This is a genomic window from Leucobacter komagatae (assembly GCF_006716085.1).
Lineage (GTDB): Bacteria > Actinomycetota > Actinomycetes > Actinomycetales > Microbacteriaceae > Leucobacter > Leucobacter komagatae.
This window is the reverse complement of sequence record NZ_VFON01000002.1, coordinates 380,052-393,458: the sequence shown is the minus strand read 5'-3', so window position 1 is coordinate 393,458 and position 13,407 is coordinate 380,052. Positions and strand designations below refer to the sequence as shown.

The 13,407-nt window shown below is 68.7% G+C and carries 12 protein-coding genes; 6 read left to right on the top strand and 6 right to left on the bottom strand.

The annotated features are described in order from the left end of the window. Positions 1-9: 9 nt before the first annotated feature. The 4 genes from FB468_RS16690 (at position 10) to FB468_RS16675 (ending at position 3,090) form a co-directional block, all read left to right on the top strand. Positions 10-1,392 (top strand): dihydrolipoamide acetyltransferase family protein, encoded by a 1,383-nt coding sequence (locus FB468_RS16690; protein WP_141888920.1) that lies wholly within the window; start codon positions 10-12, stop codon positions 1,390-1,392. 73 nt (positions 1,393-1,465) lie between these two features. Next, on the top strand, positions 1,466-2,221 hold the full coding sequence (locus tag FB468_RS16685; RefSeq protein ID WP_141888919.1) for an enoyl-CoA hydratase/isomerase family protein: 756 nt from the start codon (positions 1,466-1,468) through the stop codon (positions 2,219-2,221). 11 nt (positions 2,222-2,232) lie between these two features. Further along, entirely contained in the window at positions 2,233-2,658 is a 426-nt protein-coding gene (locus tag FB468_RS16680; RefSeq protein WP_141888918.1) for a helix-turn-helix transcriptional regulator, read from the top strand. 24 nt (positions 2,659-2,682) lie between these two features. Further along, positions 2,683-3,090: a VOC family protein gene (locus FB468_RS16675; RefSeq protein WP_141888917.1), complete on the top strand. Its 408-nt coding sequence runs from the start codon at positions 2,683-2,685 to the stop codon at positions 3,088-3,090. 53 nt (positions 3,091-3,143) lie between these two features. On the opposite strand, the gene FB468_RS16670 is transcribed toward FB468_RS16675, so the two are convergent. The 3 genes from FB468_RS16670 to FB468_RS16660 all read right to left on the bottom strand — a co-directional run bounded on the left by FB468_RS16670 (position 3,144) and on the right by FB468_RS16660 (position 5,864). Beyond that, complete coding sequence (locus FB468_RS16670) at positions 3,144-3,683, bottom strand: YaeQ family protein (RefSeq protein ID WP_121075485.1); 540 nt, start codon at positions 3,681-3,683, stop codon at positions 3,144-3,146. A 187-nt stretch (positions 3,684-3,870) separates the two neighbouring features. Then, the gene (locus FB468_RS16665; RefSeq protein ID WP_246056022.1) at positions 3,871-4,758 is read right to left on the bottom strand and encodes a dihydrodipicolinate synthase family protein; all 888 of its coding nucleotides are present in this window, start codon (positions 4,756-4,758) and stop codon (positions 3,871-3,873) included. Between the two features lie 71 nt (positions 4,759-4,829). Beyond that, positions 4,830-5,864: a DMT family transporter gene (locus FB468_RS16660; protein WP_141888916.1), complete on the bottom strand. Its 1,035-nt coding sequence runs from the start codon at positions 5,862-5,864 to the stop codon at positions 4,830-4,832. Between FB468_RS16660 and FB468_RS16655 the strand changes: the two genes are divergently transcribed. Beyond that, positions 5,863-7,272, top strand: a complete 1,410-nt coding sequence (locus FB468_RS16655; protein ID WP_141888915.1) for an aminotransferase-like domain-containing protein — start codon at positions 5,863-5,865, stop codon at positions 7,270-7,272. The two genes, FB468_RS16660 and FB468_RS16655, sit on opposite strands and share 2 nt — an antisense overlap. Here FB468_RS16655 and FB468_RS16650 read toward each other — a convergent pair. The 3 genes from FB468_RS16650 to FB468_RS16640 all read right to left on the bottom strand — a co-directional run bounded on the left by FB468_RS16650 (position 7,269) and on the right by FB468_RS16640 (position 12,733). Then, positions 7,269-10,610: a serine hydrolase gene (locus FB468_RS16650; protein ID WP_141888914.1), complete on the bottom strand. Its 3,342-nt coding sequence runs from the start codon at positions 10,608-10,610 to the stop codon at positions 7,269-7,271. The two genes, FB468_RS16655 and FB468_RS16650, sit on opposite strands and share 4 nt — an antisense overlap. A gap of 64 nt (positions 10,611-10,674) precedes the next feature. Beyond that, positions 10,675-12,066 carry a serine hydrolase domain-containing protein gene (locus tag FB468_RS16645; RefSeq protein ID WP_246056019.1) on the bottom strand — a complete coding sequence of 464 codons (1,392 nt, stop codon included), beginning with the start codon at positions 12,064-12,066 and terminating at the stop codon, positions 10,675-10,677. Between the two features lie 115 nt (positions 12,067-12,181). Next, positions 12,182-12,733: a GNAT family N-acetyltransferase gene (locus tag FB468_RS16640; protein WP_141888913.1), complete on the bottom strand. Its 552-nt coding sequence runs from the start codon at positions 12,731-12,733 to the stop codon at positions 12,182-12,184. A gap of 36 nt (positions 12,734-12,769) precedes the next feature. Here FB468_RS16640 and FB468_RS16635 point away from each other — a divergent pair, with 36 nt between their 5' ends. Then, positions 12,770-13,381, top strand: coding sequence for a TetR/AcrR family transcriptional regulator (locus FB468_RS16635; RefSeq protein ID WP_141888912.1), 612 nt, complete (start codon positions 12,770-12,772; stop codon positions 13,379-13,381). The last annotated feature ends 26 nt before the right edge of the window (positions 13,382-13,407 follow it).

The window sequence follows — 13,407 nt, the reverse complement described above, 5'->3', positions numbered from 1 at the left end:
GGGTAAGACATGAGTAAGAACGAATTTGCGCTCCCCGACGTGGGGGAGGGCCTGACCGAAGCCGAGATCGTCACCTGGGCAGTGAAGCCCGGCGACACGGTGCACCTGAACCAGGTGATCTGCGAGATTGAGACCGCGAAGTCGCTCGTCGAAATCCCGTCGCCGTTCGAGGGCGAGATCGCCGAACTGCTCGTTGAGACCGGCACCACGGTACCCGTGGGCACCGCGATTCTGCGGATGGTTGGCGACGACACGGATCCTGCGCCTGCGCCTGCGCCTGTGACCGCAGCGGCCGATGCCGGCGCGCCCGCCACCGCGGCCGCTGAATCTGCCGAGGCTGCCCCGGCCGAGGCCTCCAACGACGATGAGAACTCCGGCGCGGTTCTCGTCGGCTACGGCACGGGCGGGGCAGTGAAGAGCCGCCGCAGGCCGGGCGGGCAGCCGCTGGTCGTCCTGGGCAAGGCCGAGACCGCCGAGCCGCCGGTCGCCGGGAAGGTCTACGTGAAGCCGCCCGTGCGGAAGCTCGCGAAGGATCTTGGCGTCGACCTCACCCGCGTTGCGGGATCAGGCGCGGGCGGCGAGATCCTCCGCGACGACGTGCACGCAGCCGCGAGCGGCGCGAGCACCGGCGGCGCGGTAGCTGGCGGCCGGGGAGCTGGCGAGCTCCGCGCGGCGGTCACGAGCAGTTTCGGATCGGGCGGCGCGCGCGAGGAGCGGGTGCCGGTGAAGGGCATTCGCAAGGTCGTCGCCGCTGCCATGGTCGAGAGCAAGTTCACGGCACCGCACACCTCAGTGTTCCTGGAGGTCGATGCGACCCGCACGATGAAGTTCGTGAAGCGACTGAAGCAAAACGAGGCGTTCGCTGACGTGCGCGTCTCGCCGCTACTCGTCATGGCGCGTGCCGTGATCTGGGCGCTCGCGCGAAACCCCGAGGTGAACTCGGCCTGGGCCGGCGACGAGATTATTCGGCGCAACTACGTGAACCTTGGCATTGCGGCCGCAACTCCTCGCGGGCTCGTCGTGCCGAACATCAAGGACGCGCACGAGCTCTCGCTCGTTGAACTCGCAGAAGCGATCGGCACGCTCACGAAGCGCGCACGCGACGGCGTGACGCAGCCGGCAGAAATGCAGCAGGGCACCGTCACCATCACGAACGTAGGGGTCTTCGGCGTTGATTTCGGGCTGCCCATTCTGAACCCCGGCGAGACCGCGATCGTTGCCATGGGCTCGATCAAGGAGAAGCCTTGGGTGGTGAAGGGCAAGGTGCGCCCGCGCATGGTGACAACCGTTGGCGGTTCGTTCGACCACCGCGTCATCGACGGCGACGTGATCAGCCGGTTCGTCGCGGATATCGCCGCGGTTCTTGAACGACCGGAACTACTGCTCAGCTAAAAGCGGCGCTCAGGGGAGAGGTAATGCACACGATGGTTGACGGGCGCCCGGTACGCACTCGTAGGATCGCAGTATGACTACTGCAGTGTTGCTGAGCATCGACAACGGGATCGCCCGAATCACCCTGAACCGCCCCGAACGCTTGAACGCGTTCAACGATGAGATGGCCGAGGGGTGGACGGCGGCCGCGGAGGCCGCCGTCCAGTCCGACGAGGTGCGGGCCATCATCGTCGACGCCGCTGGCCGCGCGTTCTGCGCGGGCGGCGACGTGCAGGCAATGGCGCAGATGAGCGAGCGCTCGGGCATGATCCGCGAGCTCGCGCACCGTATCAATGTTGGCATCCTCGCCCTCACCGAGTCGGCAAAGCCCGTCGTCGCGGCCGCGCACGGCACGACGGCGGGCGGCGGGCTCGGGATTCTGCTCGCGAGTGACTACGCGGTGATTGGCGAATCATCGCGGGTCGGCAGCATCTACGGCGGCGTCGGGCTCACCCCCGACCTCTCGGTGTCGGCGCAGCTTGCCGCTGCGGTCGGCGAGCGCCGCGCCCTGCAGCTGCTGCTTCAGGAGCGCATGCTGACCGCCGACGAGACCGTCGAGTGGGGCATCGCGGCAGAGAAAGTTGCCGACGATCAGGTCGGCGCGAGGGCCGAGGCGATCGCCGCGTTCTGGGCGCAGAACGCGCACGCCTACGGTGAAGCGAAGCGCCTCATCCGCTCGCGCTCCGAGCGCACCTTCCGCGAGCAGCTTGCCGAGGAGGCGAGCACGATCGCGGTCGCGTCTGAGAGCCCCGAGGGCGACAAGCGCATCAGGGCGTTCGCGGCACGGTAGCCTGTGGTGCTGTGAGTAGTGCACGCGAGGAGCAGGGGCGGCAGGCGATCGCCGCGATCCGGCGCGTGCGCGACCGCATCGACCGTGACTATGCGCAGCCGCTCGACGTCGAGGCGCTCGCCCGAGACGCGCACATGTCGGCCGGGCACCTGAGCCGCGAGTTTCGCCGGGTGTTCGGGGAGTCGCCGTACTCCTACCTCATGACGCGCCGCATCGAACGGGCCATGACCCTGCTGCGGCGCGGCGACCTGAGCGTCACCGAGGTGTGCTTCGAGGTCGGCTCGTCGTCGCTCGGCACCTTCACGACCCGATTCACGGAGCTCGTTGGGGTCTCGCCAGGTGCCTACAAACGAGGAAAATCGGGGGTCCCCGCCGGGATTCCGGCCTGTCACGCGAAACAGGCGACGAGACCGGTCAGGAATCGAGAAGTTTCGTAACCCTCGGAGACGTAGATTGAACGCATGAACATCAGCATTCACTACGCATTCCTGCCACACACCGACCCCGATGCCTCGCTGCGCTTCTACCGAGACGCCCTTGGGTTTGAGGTGCGAAACGACGTCGGCTACGAGAACATGAGGTGGATCACGGTGGGCCCCGAGGGCCAGCCCGACACCTCAATTGTGCTGCACCCGCCGGCCGTTGACCCGGGCGTCTCTGACGCCGAGAGGTCAGTCATTCTCGACCTCATGGCTAAGGGGTCATACGGCGCGCTCACGCTCGCGACCGTCGACCTCGATGGCTTCTTCGAGAAGCTGGAGGCTGCGGGGGCCGAGGTCGTGCAAGAACCGATCGATCAGGATTACGGGGTGCGCGACTGCGCGTTCCGCGACCCGTCGGGCAACCTCATCAGGGTGAACCAGCGCTGAGAATTGGCCGGCGCTGCGGTTGGTCAGCGCTGCGGGGGAGTGGTGCGCGCGAGTTAGGCGATGCGGTGCTCTCGGACCTCAGCGGTCGCCGAGGCCCCGTTGTTGTCGACGTAGAGCTGGCCCTCGGTGAGTGACACCGTCATGGTGTTGCGTCGCTCGAGCGTTTCGACGAGGGCGTCGATGAACCCGAGGTCGAACGACCTCACGACGATCTCGTCTGCGTTGTGGATCGTCTTGCCCGCCCACGCCGCCAGCAGTTTCTCGGGTTCGCGGTGCGTGTACACCGCCGTGCGGTCGGCGAGCTTGCTGCCGAAGTGTAGCCGGTCGGCGTCGGGGGCGCCGACTTCGATCCAGGCCGTCGTCGCGCCAGTGAGGTCCCTCACGAGCACGGCGGGCTCGTCGGTCGTTGAGACGCCCGCGCTGAACTGGATGCCTTCCTCGTACTCGAGGCAGTAGGCGAGCAGGCGCGTGATCATGAACCTGTCGGTCTCGGACGGGTGCCGTGCGACTCGGAGCGAGAGATCTTCGTACACCCCGCGATCCACATCAGCCAGTTGAATGTCGAAGGTGTGCATGGTTGCGCCGATAGCCATGGTTATCGAGTTTACCCGGCCTGCTTGCCCACTTTCGTCCCGCCTCCGGCCGCCCTTCTGGCCTCCAGCCGGCCTCCCACGCCGCAAGTCACCCCCTTCCCCGCAGGAAAGCCCCTTAGAAACCGTCTGGAAGGGGTGGCCGTGCGGGGAAGGGGGTGTTCGGCGAATGCTGAGCCCCGGCCCGGCCTCAGCCCTCGACGACACCCGCGGCCTCGAGGGCACGAAGCACCGCCCGTCGGCCAACCGCGTCGAGCCCGCGTACGGGGTGCGGAAGCGAGCCCGACCCGATGAGGCCGAGCACCTCAGCCACCGCAGTTACGACGCGCAGACTCCCGTGGGTGGCGAAGAGCTCCCAGAGCGGCGCGAACCGTGCCGAGATCGCGTGCGCGGTCACCGAGTCACCCGCGCGGGCAGCGAGGGTGAGGGCTTGGCACTCGCGCGGAAGCACACCGGCGAGCACGCTGTACCAGGCGTCACAGCCGGAGAGAAGCCCCGCGGCAGCCGAGCCGTCGCCACTCACCCCGAGCGTAACCACGTTTGAGACGTGCTCGCGGTAGTGGGCCAGGGTCGCCCGTGCGGCGTCGGGCGAGGTCGGGACCGGTGGGATCTTGATCGACGTGACACCAGGCAGCTCAGCAATGCGTCCGTGGAGCTCGAGTGTAAAGGTGAACCCCGTCGTCGTCGGGTTGTCGTAGACGACGAGGGGCACCGACAGTTCTGCTGCGACGGTCTCGTACAGTCCGAACGCCTCCTCCTGAGTAAGTCGCTGGTACGACATTGGTGCGAGCAGTACCCCAGAGGCGCCAGCCCGTTGTGCGTCAGCAACGTGGGCGAGCACGTCCCGTGTGCTCAGTGCGCTCACCCCGACGACGACGGGAACGCCCCCGGCGGCCTCGACAGTGAGCTCAGCAATGCGGGCGCGCTCGGAGCGCGACAGGTACGCGTAGTTGCCGGTCGAGCCGAGCGCGCCGATTGAATCGACCCGGGCATCGACCAGTCGCTCAACGAGCCCAACGTACGCCCCCTCGTCGACCGCGAAACTTGCAGGGCTCGGAGCCGCGAGCGGCGGCGTCAAGGGCGTCAGCGGTCTCAGAGGCGTCAGAGGTGTTAGGGGCGTCAGCGGAAACGCGCAGAGTCCCGTGAACCTCACCGCTGCTCCTCGCTAACCTCTGCGGAGCTACCCCGTGCGGAGCTACCCCGTGCTGCGCCACCCCGTGCCGCGCCACGCCTGCCCCGCGACCGCACCGCGAGCGCCGCACACGCGACGACGGCGAGGCCGCCCCCGACGGTGACGAGCGTGAGCGGCTCCCCAAGCAGTAGGGCTGCCCAGGCGATGCTCATCACCGGTTGCGTGAGCTGTACCTGGCTCACCTGTGCCATCGGGCCGATCTCGAGGCCGCGGTACCATGCGAAGAAACCGAGGAACATGCTAACGACGCCCAGGTACGCGAACGCCGCCCACTGGGTAACGGTTGCGTGCGGCGGCGAGGCGAGCACCGAGATGATCGTCAGCACGAGCATGACGGGGAAGGCGAGCACGAGCGCCCACGAGATTGTCTGCCAGGCCCCGAGCTCGCGCGCGAGGAGCCCGCCCTCCGCGTACCCGAACGCCGCGGCGATGACGGCCCCGAAGAGCAGCAGATCGTGCCACGACAGCTGCCAGGCCCCACCCGTCTGCAGTGCGGCGAAGGCGACAGCGGCAGCCGCGCCGAGGGTCGCGGCGAGCCAGAACATGCGCCCCGGTCGTTCCCCGGTACGCACCACAACGACGACCGCCGTCGCCGCGGGCAACAGCGCAACGATGACAGCACCGTGGCTTGCTGAGCTCGTCGTGAGCGCCAGCGAGGTAAGTAGTGGAAACCCGACGACAACGCCCAGCGCGACGATCGAGAGGCGCAGCCACTGGGCGAGGCGCGGAAGCCGTTGCCGAGTGACCCCGAGGGCGAGTGCCGCGAGCACACCCGCGACGACGGCGCGGGCCGCGGCGACGAAGAGCGGCGACAGCCCACCCAGCGCAATGCTTGTGAACGGGACCGTGAACGAGAACGCGAAGACGCCGAGAAAGCCCCAGAGCAACCCCGAGGGGAGGCCGGAGGCGCGGCCAGGCCGGGGTGGAGACGGCGCGAGGGCAGACGATATCGGTGGCGGCGAAACTTGAGTAGCGCTACTATTATTCTTCATGAATAACGATAGCAGCTCGCGCATCGTCACGGGACTCCTCGAGTGGATCGCAGGCGCCCCGGCAGGCGCACGGCTCCCGTCGACCCGCTCGCTCGTCGCCGAGTACGGGGCGAGCCCGGTCACCGTGCAGAAGGCGCTGCGCACACTGAGCGGTCGGGGTCTCGTCGAGAGCCGGCCTGGCGCCGGTACGTTCGTTCGCGCCGTCCGCACCGCGCGCCCGCTCGACTTCAGCTGGCAGACCGGGGCGCTGCGCTCGCCGCAGACTCGGCTACCGAGGGCGTCGGGCACCATGCGCGACACCGTACACGGAGTTATCCCGCTCCACGCAGGCTACCCAGACCGCGAACTGCTGCCAGAGCGGCTCATCCGCGCGGCTCTCACCCGGGCTGCGCGCAGCGACGCCGCGGTCTCGCGCTCGCCGGTCGCGGGCCTGCCCGAACTCCAGGCCTGGTTCGCGCAGGAGCTCGCTACAGCAACGCCCGTCGGGGTCACGCCGCCCGCCGCGAGCGACGTCATTGTGCTCCCGGGGAGCCAGAGTGGGTTGAGCGCAACGTTCCGCGCTCTCGTGGGCGCGGGGCAGCCGCTGCTTGTTGAGTCGCCGACGTACTGGGGCGCGATCCTTGCGGCCTCTCAGGCGGGGGTGCGCATCGTGCCCGTCGTCAGCGGCAAACACGGCCCCGACCCAGACGACCTCGCACGCGCGTTCGACGAGACCGGGGCGCGCGCGTTCTACGCGCAGCCGAACTACGCAAACCCGAGCGGGGCGCAGTGGCCCGCCGCCCGCGCCCGCGAGATCCTCGACGTTGTACGGAAGCACGGCGCGTTCCTCATCGAAGACGACTGGGCCCACGACTTCGGCATCGGCACGAACCCTGCGCCCGTCGCTGCGCACGACGACTCGGGGCACGTGGTCTACGTGCGTTCGCTTACCAAGAGCGTCTCCCCCGCGATCAGGATCGCCGGAATCGTTGCCAGGGGCCCGGTCAGAGAGCGGATACTGACCGAGCGAGCCGCGACGTCGATGTACGTGAGCGGCGTGCTCCAGGCCGCCGCCCTCGACGTCGTGACGCAACCCGGGTGGGCCACACACTTGCGGAGCCTGCGCGACCAGCTGCGCGCCCGCCGTGACCTGCTCATTGACAGCATGGCTGAGCACGCCCCGCGGGCGCACCTCGAGTGGGTTCCGCAGGGCGGCCTGAACCTGTGGTTCCGCCTCCCCGACGGCGTTTACTTACCCGAGTTCTTGCGGTCGTGCGAGGACGAGCGGGTGCTCGTCGCCGCGGGCGACGAGTGGTTCCCCGCAGAGCCGGCGGGGGTGTTCGTCAGGCTGAACTACTCAGGCCCGAACCCTGGCGCCTTCCCAGAAGCCGCCAGGGTGATCGGTGGGGTGCTCGACCGGATGGCCTAGCTCGAGACCTTCCGCACCGCGCGACCGCCCGAGTGGATGTACTTGTCGCCGTTCGGCAGCGTGTAGAACTTCACCGAGGTCCACGCGCCGGGGCCGCCGACCGCGAAGAGTCCGTCGCTCACCGGGGGGAGGTCGTACTCCGCCGCCGACTGAGCGACGAAGGTTGCGGCGATGCCGGTGATCCTGCTCGAGGCGCGAAGCGCGCCATCCTTCACGAACGCCTCCATCTCGACGCTCGCCCGCTTGTACTCACCGACGTATTCTGAGACGTCGGTCTCGAACGGAACCTCCGGTGGAGCGAAGGCGGCTGGCAGCGAGACGCCTCCCAGCTCCTCGAAGATTTCGTTGAAGAGCTCGCGGTACACCTCGCGGATCGCGCCGCCGTTCGTGAGCATCACGACCGCGAGACCGGCCTCGGGGAGCACGCGCAAGATCGCGGCCTGACCGACGGTGCCGCCGTCGTGGCCGAAGAGCCTCGTCCCGTTCCAGTCGTAGCGGATCCACCCGAGTCCCCAGGAGTCGCCGAGCACGGTCGTGTCGGGCAGCGCGACCTGGAACTCGGTCATCTGTTTGGCGCTCTCAGCCGAGAGCACACGCGTGCCGTTGGCAGCCACGCCGCCCTCCAGGTGCATCCGCACGAACTCGAGCACGTCAGCGGTTGACGAGTTGATGATGCCTGAGGGGCCGAGCGAGCGCGGCAGTGACCAGCGGGGCGCGAGCAGCGGCCCGCTCTCGTCACGCCCGAGGTGGCCGAAGGCGGCGCGCTGGCGCAGCGCATCCTCCGGGAGGGTGCTCGTGTGCTTCAGCCCGAGCGGCGTGTACAGCCGCTCGCGCATCGCCTCGTCCCAGTTTTTGCCGGTGACGACCTCGATGATGCGGCCGAGCAGCGCGTAGCCCGCGTTCGAGTACGAGAACGTCGCGCCCACGGGGTGGTTGAGCGGCGCCTCGGCGAGCGACGCAACGTACTTCTCGAGGCAGTCGTCGCCGCGGCCGAGATCGTTGTAGTTGTCGCCGTCGATGCCGTTCGTGTGCGTGAGCAGGTGGTGGATCGTGATGAGCTCGGCTTGGCCCTCGTCTGCGACCGCGAATTCAGGGATGATGTCGACGACCCGGGTGTCAAGCGAGAGCTTGCCCTCGTCGATGAGCTGCATCGTGACCGTCGCGGTCCACACCTTCGTGATGGAGCCGATCTGGAACACGGAGTCGTTCGTCGTCTCGACGCCAGTGTTCACGTTGAGGATGCCGTGGCTGGCGAACGCAGGGTCTTCGCCGAGACGCAGGATGCCGAGCGTCGCACCGGGAATCCCGTGCAGCGTCGCGAGCTCGCTCAGACGCTGCTGCCAGTGCGCGGCGTCGAGTGCAGCGGTGCGCACTGGCTTTCCCGCCTCCGGCACGTGGCGCACGACCCAGTCGACGATGCGCCGGTTCCAATCGGCGCGGTGCGAGGGGCGGCCGTTCGACAGGAAGCCGTGGGCCCCGCCTGGGTAGAGCACGAGCTCTGTCGGCACGCCCTGTTCCCGTAGGGCGGTGAACCACTGCTCGGCCTGGCCGACGGGGCAGCGGTGATCCTCCCCGCCGTGCACAATGAGCGTCGGGGTCCGCACGTCGCCGACCTTCGTGATCGGCGACTGGGGCGCCGTCACCTCGGGCGTCTGCCAGGGGAGCGAGAGGTTTTCGAACTGCGAGATGAAGTGACCGACGTCGGAGGTGCCGGCGAGGCTCGCGAGGTCAGAGACGACGCCGCCGGCGACCGCGGCCGCGAAGCGCTGGTCGCGCGAGGTGAGGTAGCACGTCGTGAACCCGCCGTAGCTATAGCCGGTGATCGCGAGGCGGTCGGCGTCTGCGACGCCCTCTGCGACGAGCGCGTCGAGAGGCTCGAGGAAGTCGTTCGCGTCACCGTGACCCCAGACGCCCAAGACGCCGCGCATGAACGCTTCGCCGTAGCCATCGCTGCCGCGCGGGTTGAGCGTGAGCACCGCCCAGCCACGGTTCACGAGCTCGTGGTGATAGGCGTGCACGGTCTCGGCGACGCCGTTCCATGCGTTGTGCGGGCCGCCGTGCACGTCGAGCAGCAGGGGCAGCGGGCCCGAGAGTGACGGGTCGCGGCGCAGCCAGCCGTGCACGGTGGTGCCGTCAGAAATGGTGAAGCTTCGCGGCTCGGCGACGATGACGCCAGAATCCTCTGGTGTGTAGTCAGTGAGCACCGTGACGGTGCCCGACACGAGGTCAACGACCGCGATCTCGCCGAAGCTCGTCTCGGTGCCGAGCACGATGGCAGCCTGCGACCCCGCGACCGAAACGCCGGAGATGTTCGCTGCCCCGCCAACGAGGGAGCGCGGGGAGAACCCGGAGGGGTCGGTCACGTAGAGGTTCGTGTAGCCGCTCTCGCGGGCACAGAACACGAGCGTTGAGCCGTCTGCACCGTACTGCGGCAGCGCGCCCGGGTAGCCCGGCGCGCCCTGCATGACATTGCGATCGAGCGGCAGCGTGAGGTTGCGTGCGGGCGAGCCATCGAGCGGGATCGCGAAGAGGCTCGCATTGCCGACCTCGGTGTTGTCGCGCCCGACGGCAATGACCTCGGCCCCGTCTGGCGACCAGGTCGTGACCGAGTACTGCCCGCCGAGGGGGCTGAGCGCGCGCGGTGATGCCAGCGGGCGGTTCACCGGTACGAGATAGACGACGCTGGTGAGGTCGAGGTCGCTGCCCGGTGTCTTGCTGCTCGTGAACGCGAGCTGCGAGCCGTCAGGCGACCACACGGGGCGGCCCGCGAGCCAGTCGCCGGTGGTCATGCGGGTGGTCGTGCCCCCCGCGAGGTCAACGACGTGCAGGTGCGTGCGCACCGCGCCAAGAAAGCCTGAGCCGTCGGCCTTGTAAAACAGGCGGTCAGTGACGATCGGCTGGGTGCGCAACGTCGGCGAGGGGGTGTCTCCGTCAGCCGGAGCCGCGCCGAGGTCGATGGGGCCGCTGAACGCGATCTTCGCGCTGTCGGCACTCCACACGGGCGGGCCCGCGCCGAGCGGCTGCTTCGTGACCTGCTCGGCCTCGCCCCCGGCGACCGGGAGCACCCACAGCTGAGCCGGGCCGCTCTGCGTGCGCAGGAACGCGATGCGGGTGCCGTCGGGGCTCCACGCGGGCGCCGTGTCGGCCGTGCCACGGGTGAGCCTACGGGCGGGGCCGCCCGCTGTGGGGGCCAACCACAGCGACCGCTCATCGCGATCCTCACCGCGGTTCGTTGTGCGCAGCACGTACACGACCTGCGAGCCATCCGGCGACAGCGTGGGCTGCTCGGGGAGCGGGTGGTCGAGGAACTCGTCGGTCTGAACACGGCGCTGTGTCATGGGTGTCTCCTGGTCGAAGCGTGCGGAATGCGGGGTGGGAAGCGGAGGAACGCGGCGCGGCGCGCTACACGGTGACGCGGCGGCTCGTGCGCCCGCTGTTCATGTACATGGCGCGGCCGTGACCGTCGTCACCCGTGAACGAGTACTGCGGCATCGTGACCTGGTCGGTCGTGAGCGCGAGCACGGTGTCGTCGCGCCAGTGCGCGAGCTCGACGGGCTTCGGCTTCACGCCGAGCTCGGCGAAGATGCCCTGGAGGTCGTGCGAGACCCAGACACGGCCATCCTCGTCTTGCGTGACGTGGGTGTCGGCCGCGGCCGAGCGATAGGTTCCAACGTAGCGTGACGCGTCGAAGCCGGTGGTGCCTTCGGAGACCGCGGGCGCATCCGGCGACTTGATGCCGGTGAGCCGCTCAACGGCGGGAAGCACCAGGTCGGAGTAGAGCGCCTGAGTGTTGCCGCCGTTCGTGAGGAGCGCGATCGCGACGCCGTGATCGGGGAAGACGCGGAAGAACGCGCTCTGGCCGAGGGTGCCGCCGTTGTGCCCGATCGTGCGGCCGCCCGCCCAATCGAAGAGGCGCCAGCCGAGGCCCCAGCTGTCGCGCGAGTCGCCGAGGTCGGGGAGCAGCACCTGCGGCTCCTGCATCGCGGCGATGCTCTCGGCGCTCACGATCTGGGTGCCGTCGGGGCCGACCCCGCCGTTCAAGTGCAGTTTGGCGAAGCCCATGAGATCCTCCGCGCTCGTGCAGAGCACAGACCCGGCGGGGGAGTGCGCGCGAATGAGCGACCACTCCTTCGCGGGCTCCGGTTCGCCGCCCGCGACCATCGTGAGGTGACCGACCGCGGCCCGGAAGCGGATGGCCTCGTTCGCGCCGGTGACCGCGCGGGCGAGCTGCATTGGCTCGATGAGATACTTGTGTAGGCATGCCTCGTAGTGCGCGCCGCGGATGACCTCGACGAGGCGGCCGAGCACGCAGAACGCCGCGTTGTTGTACGAGAACATCTCACCGGGCGGGAAGAGCTGCGCGATGTCGCCGAGCGCCTCGACGAAGAGCTTCACCGCGTCTTCGCCCTCCGAGGTCGCGATGAACACGTCGCCCTCGAACCCTGAGGTGTGAGTGAGCAGGTTGCGCACGGTGATCTGCGCCGCGGCCTCGGCGTTGCCGAGCGCGAAGTCGGGCAGGTAGCGCTGGATCGGGGCGTCGAGTTCGACGAGGCCCTCGTCGACGAGCTGCATGACGAGCGTCGTTGTCCAGACCTTCGTGATGGAGCCGACCTGGAAGACGGAGTCAGTCGTGACATCGACGCCGGTGAGCTTGTTGAGCACACCGCCCGCCGTGGTGAAGACCTCGCCACCGCTCAGTACCGCGATGTTCGCGCCGGGCACGCTGTGCTGCTCGAGCAGGGCCGGAAGCTCCTGCTCGATCCACGCGCTGACCTGTGCAAGTGACTCCACCATGTAAAACTCCTCCTCATCGAGAAATGCGACTATTTCGAGACTAAGGGGCCGCGAAACGCTGGATCTCGTACGACTCGACGGGAGATGGCCGGGACATTCGTGAGATGCGACAATCTTACGCCGCGCTCGGGCCTGGCCTCACGTCGAGTGCGTAGTGGACGAGCTCCACGGTCTCGCCCGACGGGGTGGTGTCGAACCCGGTCTCGCCACGAGCGAAGCCCGCGGCCTCAAGGGTGCGCTGGGAGGCGGCGTTGGTGACGGTGGTTGCTGCCAGGAGGCGTGTGAGCCCGCTCTTCCGTGCGAAGTCGGTCGCTGCCTCGAGCGCGGCGAGGGCGAGCCCCCGACCGCGGTGATCGGGGTGGAGCCAGAACCCCACCTCGGCCTGGTCGGGCCGTACGTCGAAGACGACGAGGCTGCCGGCGAACTCGTCGGTGACTGCGTCGGCGATGGTCAGGATCGCGAGGTCGCCCCGGGCGATGCCGGGCTCGACGGCATCGGAAACCATGGCGCGCACGGAATCGGGCGTGTACTCGGGTTCGGGCAGGTGCGCGAACTGGCGCACGGCGGCATCTTCGGAGCCCGCGGCATAGGCTGCGGCGTCGCGCGCGGCGAGGGGCCTGATTGTGACAGTTGACGAGGTGATCGGAAGGGCGTCTGTGCGAAGCATTTCCCTAAACTAACATAGGTAGGTTAAGCTCATGGTGTGAGCTACTGGGAGCATCAGCGGCCGGTGCGGCGCGAGCGCGCACTGGCCATCACCGACATCGCCGCGGCCGCCGCCGGGCTGCTCGACGACGGTGGGTTGCGCGCGCTGACGCTGAGATCTGTTGCCGGCGAGTTGGGGGTTGCCCCGGCAAGCCTGTATTCGCGGGTTGAAAGCGTTGACGATCTGTTCGACCTTGCGCTCGATCACGCTCTCGGTGCGGATGCGGAGCTGCGCGGTGCGCTCGCCGGGGCTCCCGTCGAGGAACTGATGATGGCGCTGTACCGGCACCTCGTTCGGCACCCCTGGGCCTGCCAGGTGATTGCGATGCGAGCCCCGCGCGGCCCGCGATACCTCGAGCTTTCCGAGCGCATGTGCGTGCTTCTCGAAGGTCGCGGCGTTCGCGACCCGCTATCGCTCTCTTACACGCTGTCGAACCTGGTGATCGGAAGCGCGGTGACCGCGCCGGTGGCGCCTCGCGAGCGCGCGGCCGCAATCGATCCGGTGCTCGCGCCGACCTACGCCAGGCTGCACGCGGCGCACCGCGAAACCCCCGAGCTGGCGGTGGCGGCAGGGATCACCGCGCTCCTCGCAGCGGGTAGCGCCGGGTAGCGCCGGGTAGCGCCGGCTAGCGCCGC

Coding starts and splice junctions, on each gene's coding strand:
- FB468_RS16675 (WP_141888917.1), top strand. CDS start 2,683: ATGAACATCAGCATTCACTACGCATTCCTGCCACACACCGACCCCGAT.
- FB468_RS16685 (WP_141888919.1), top strand. CDS start 1,466: ATGACTACTGCAGTGTTGCTGAGCATCGACAACGGGATCGCCCGAATC.
- FB468_RS16650 (WP_141888914.1), bottom strand. CDS start 10,610: ATGACACAGCGCCGTGTTCAGACCGACGAGTTCCTCGACCACCCGCTC.
- FB468_RS16690 (WP_141888920.1), top strand. CDS start 10: ATGAGTAAGAACGAATTTGCGCTCCCCGACGTGGGGGAGGGCCTGACC.
- FB468_RS16655 (WP_141888915.1), top strand. CDS start 5,863: ATGAATAACGATAGCAGCTCGCGCATCGTCACGGGACTCCTCGAGTGG.
- FB468_RS16645 (WP_246056019.1), bottom strand. CDS start 12,066: ATGGTGGAGTCACTTGCACAGGTCAGCGCGTGGATCGAGCAGGAGCTT.
- FB468_RS16660 (WP_141888916.1), bottom strand. CDS start 5,864: ATGAAGAATAATAGTAGCGCTACTCAAGTTTCGCCGCCACCGATATCG.
- FB468_RS16670 (WP_121075485.1), bottom strand. CDS start 3,683: ATGGCTATCGGCGCAACCATGCACACCTTCGACATTCAACTGGCTGAT.
- FB468_RS16640 (WP_141888913.1), bottom strand. CDS start 12,733: ATGCTTCGCACAGACGCCCTTCCGATCACCTCGTCAACTGTCACAATC.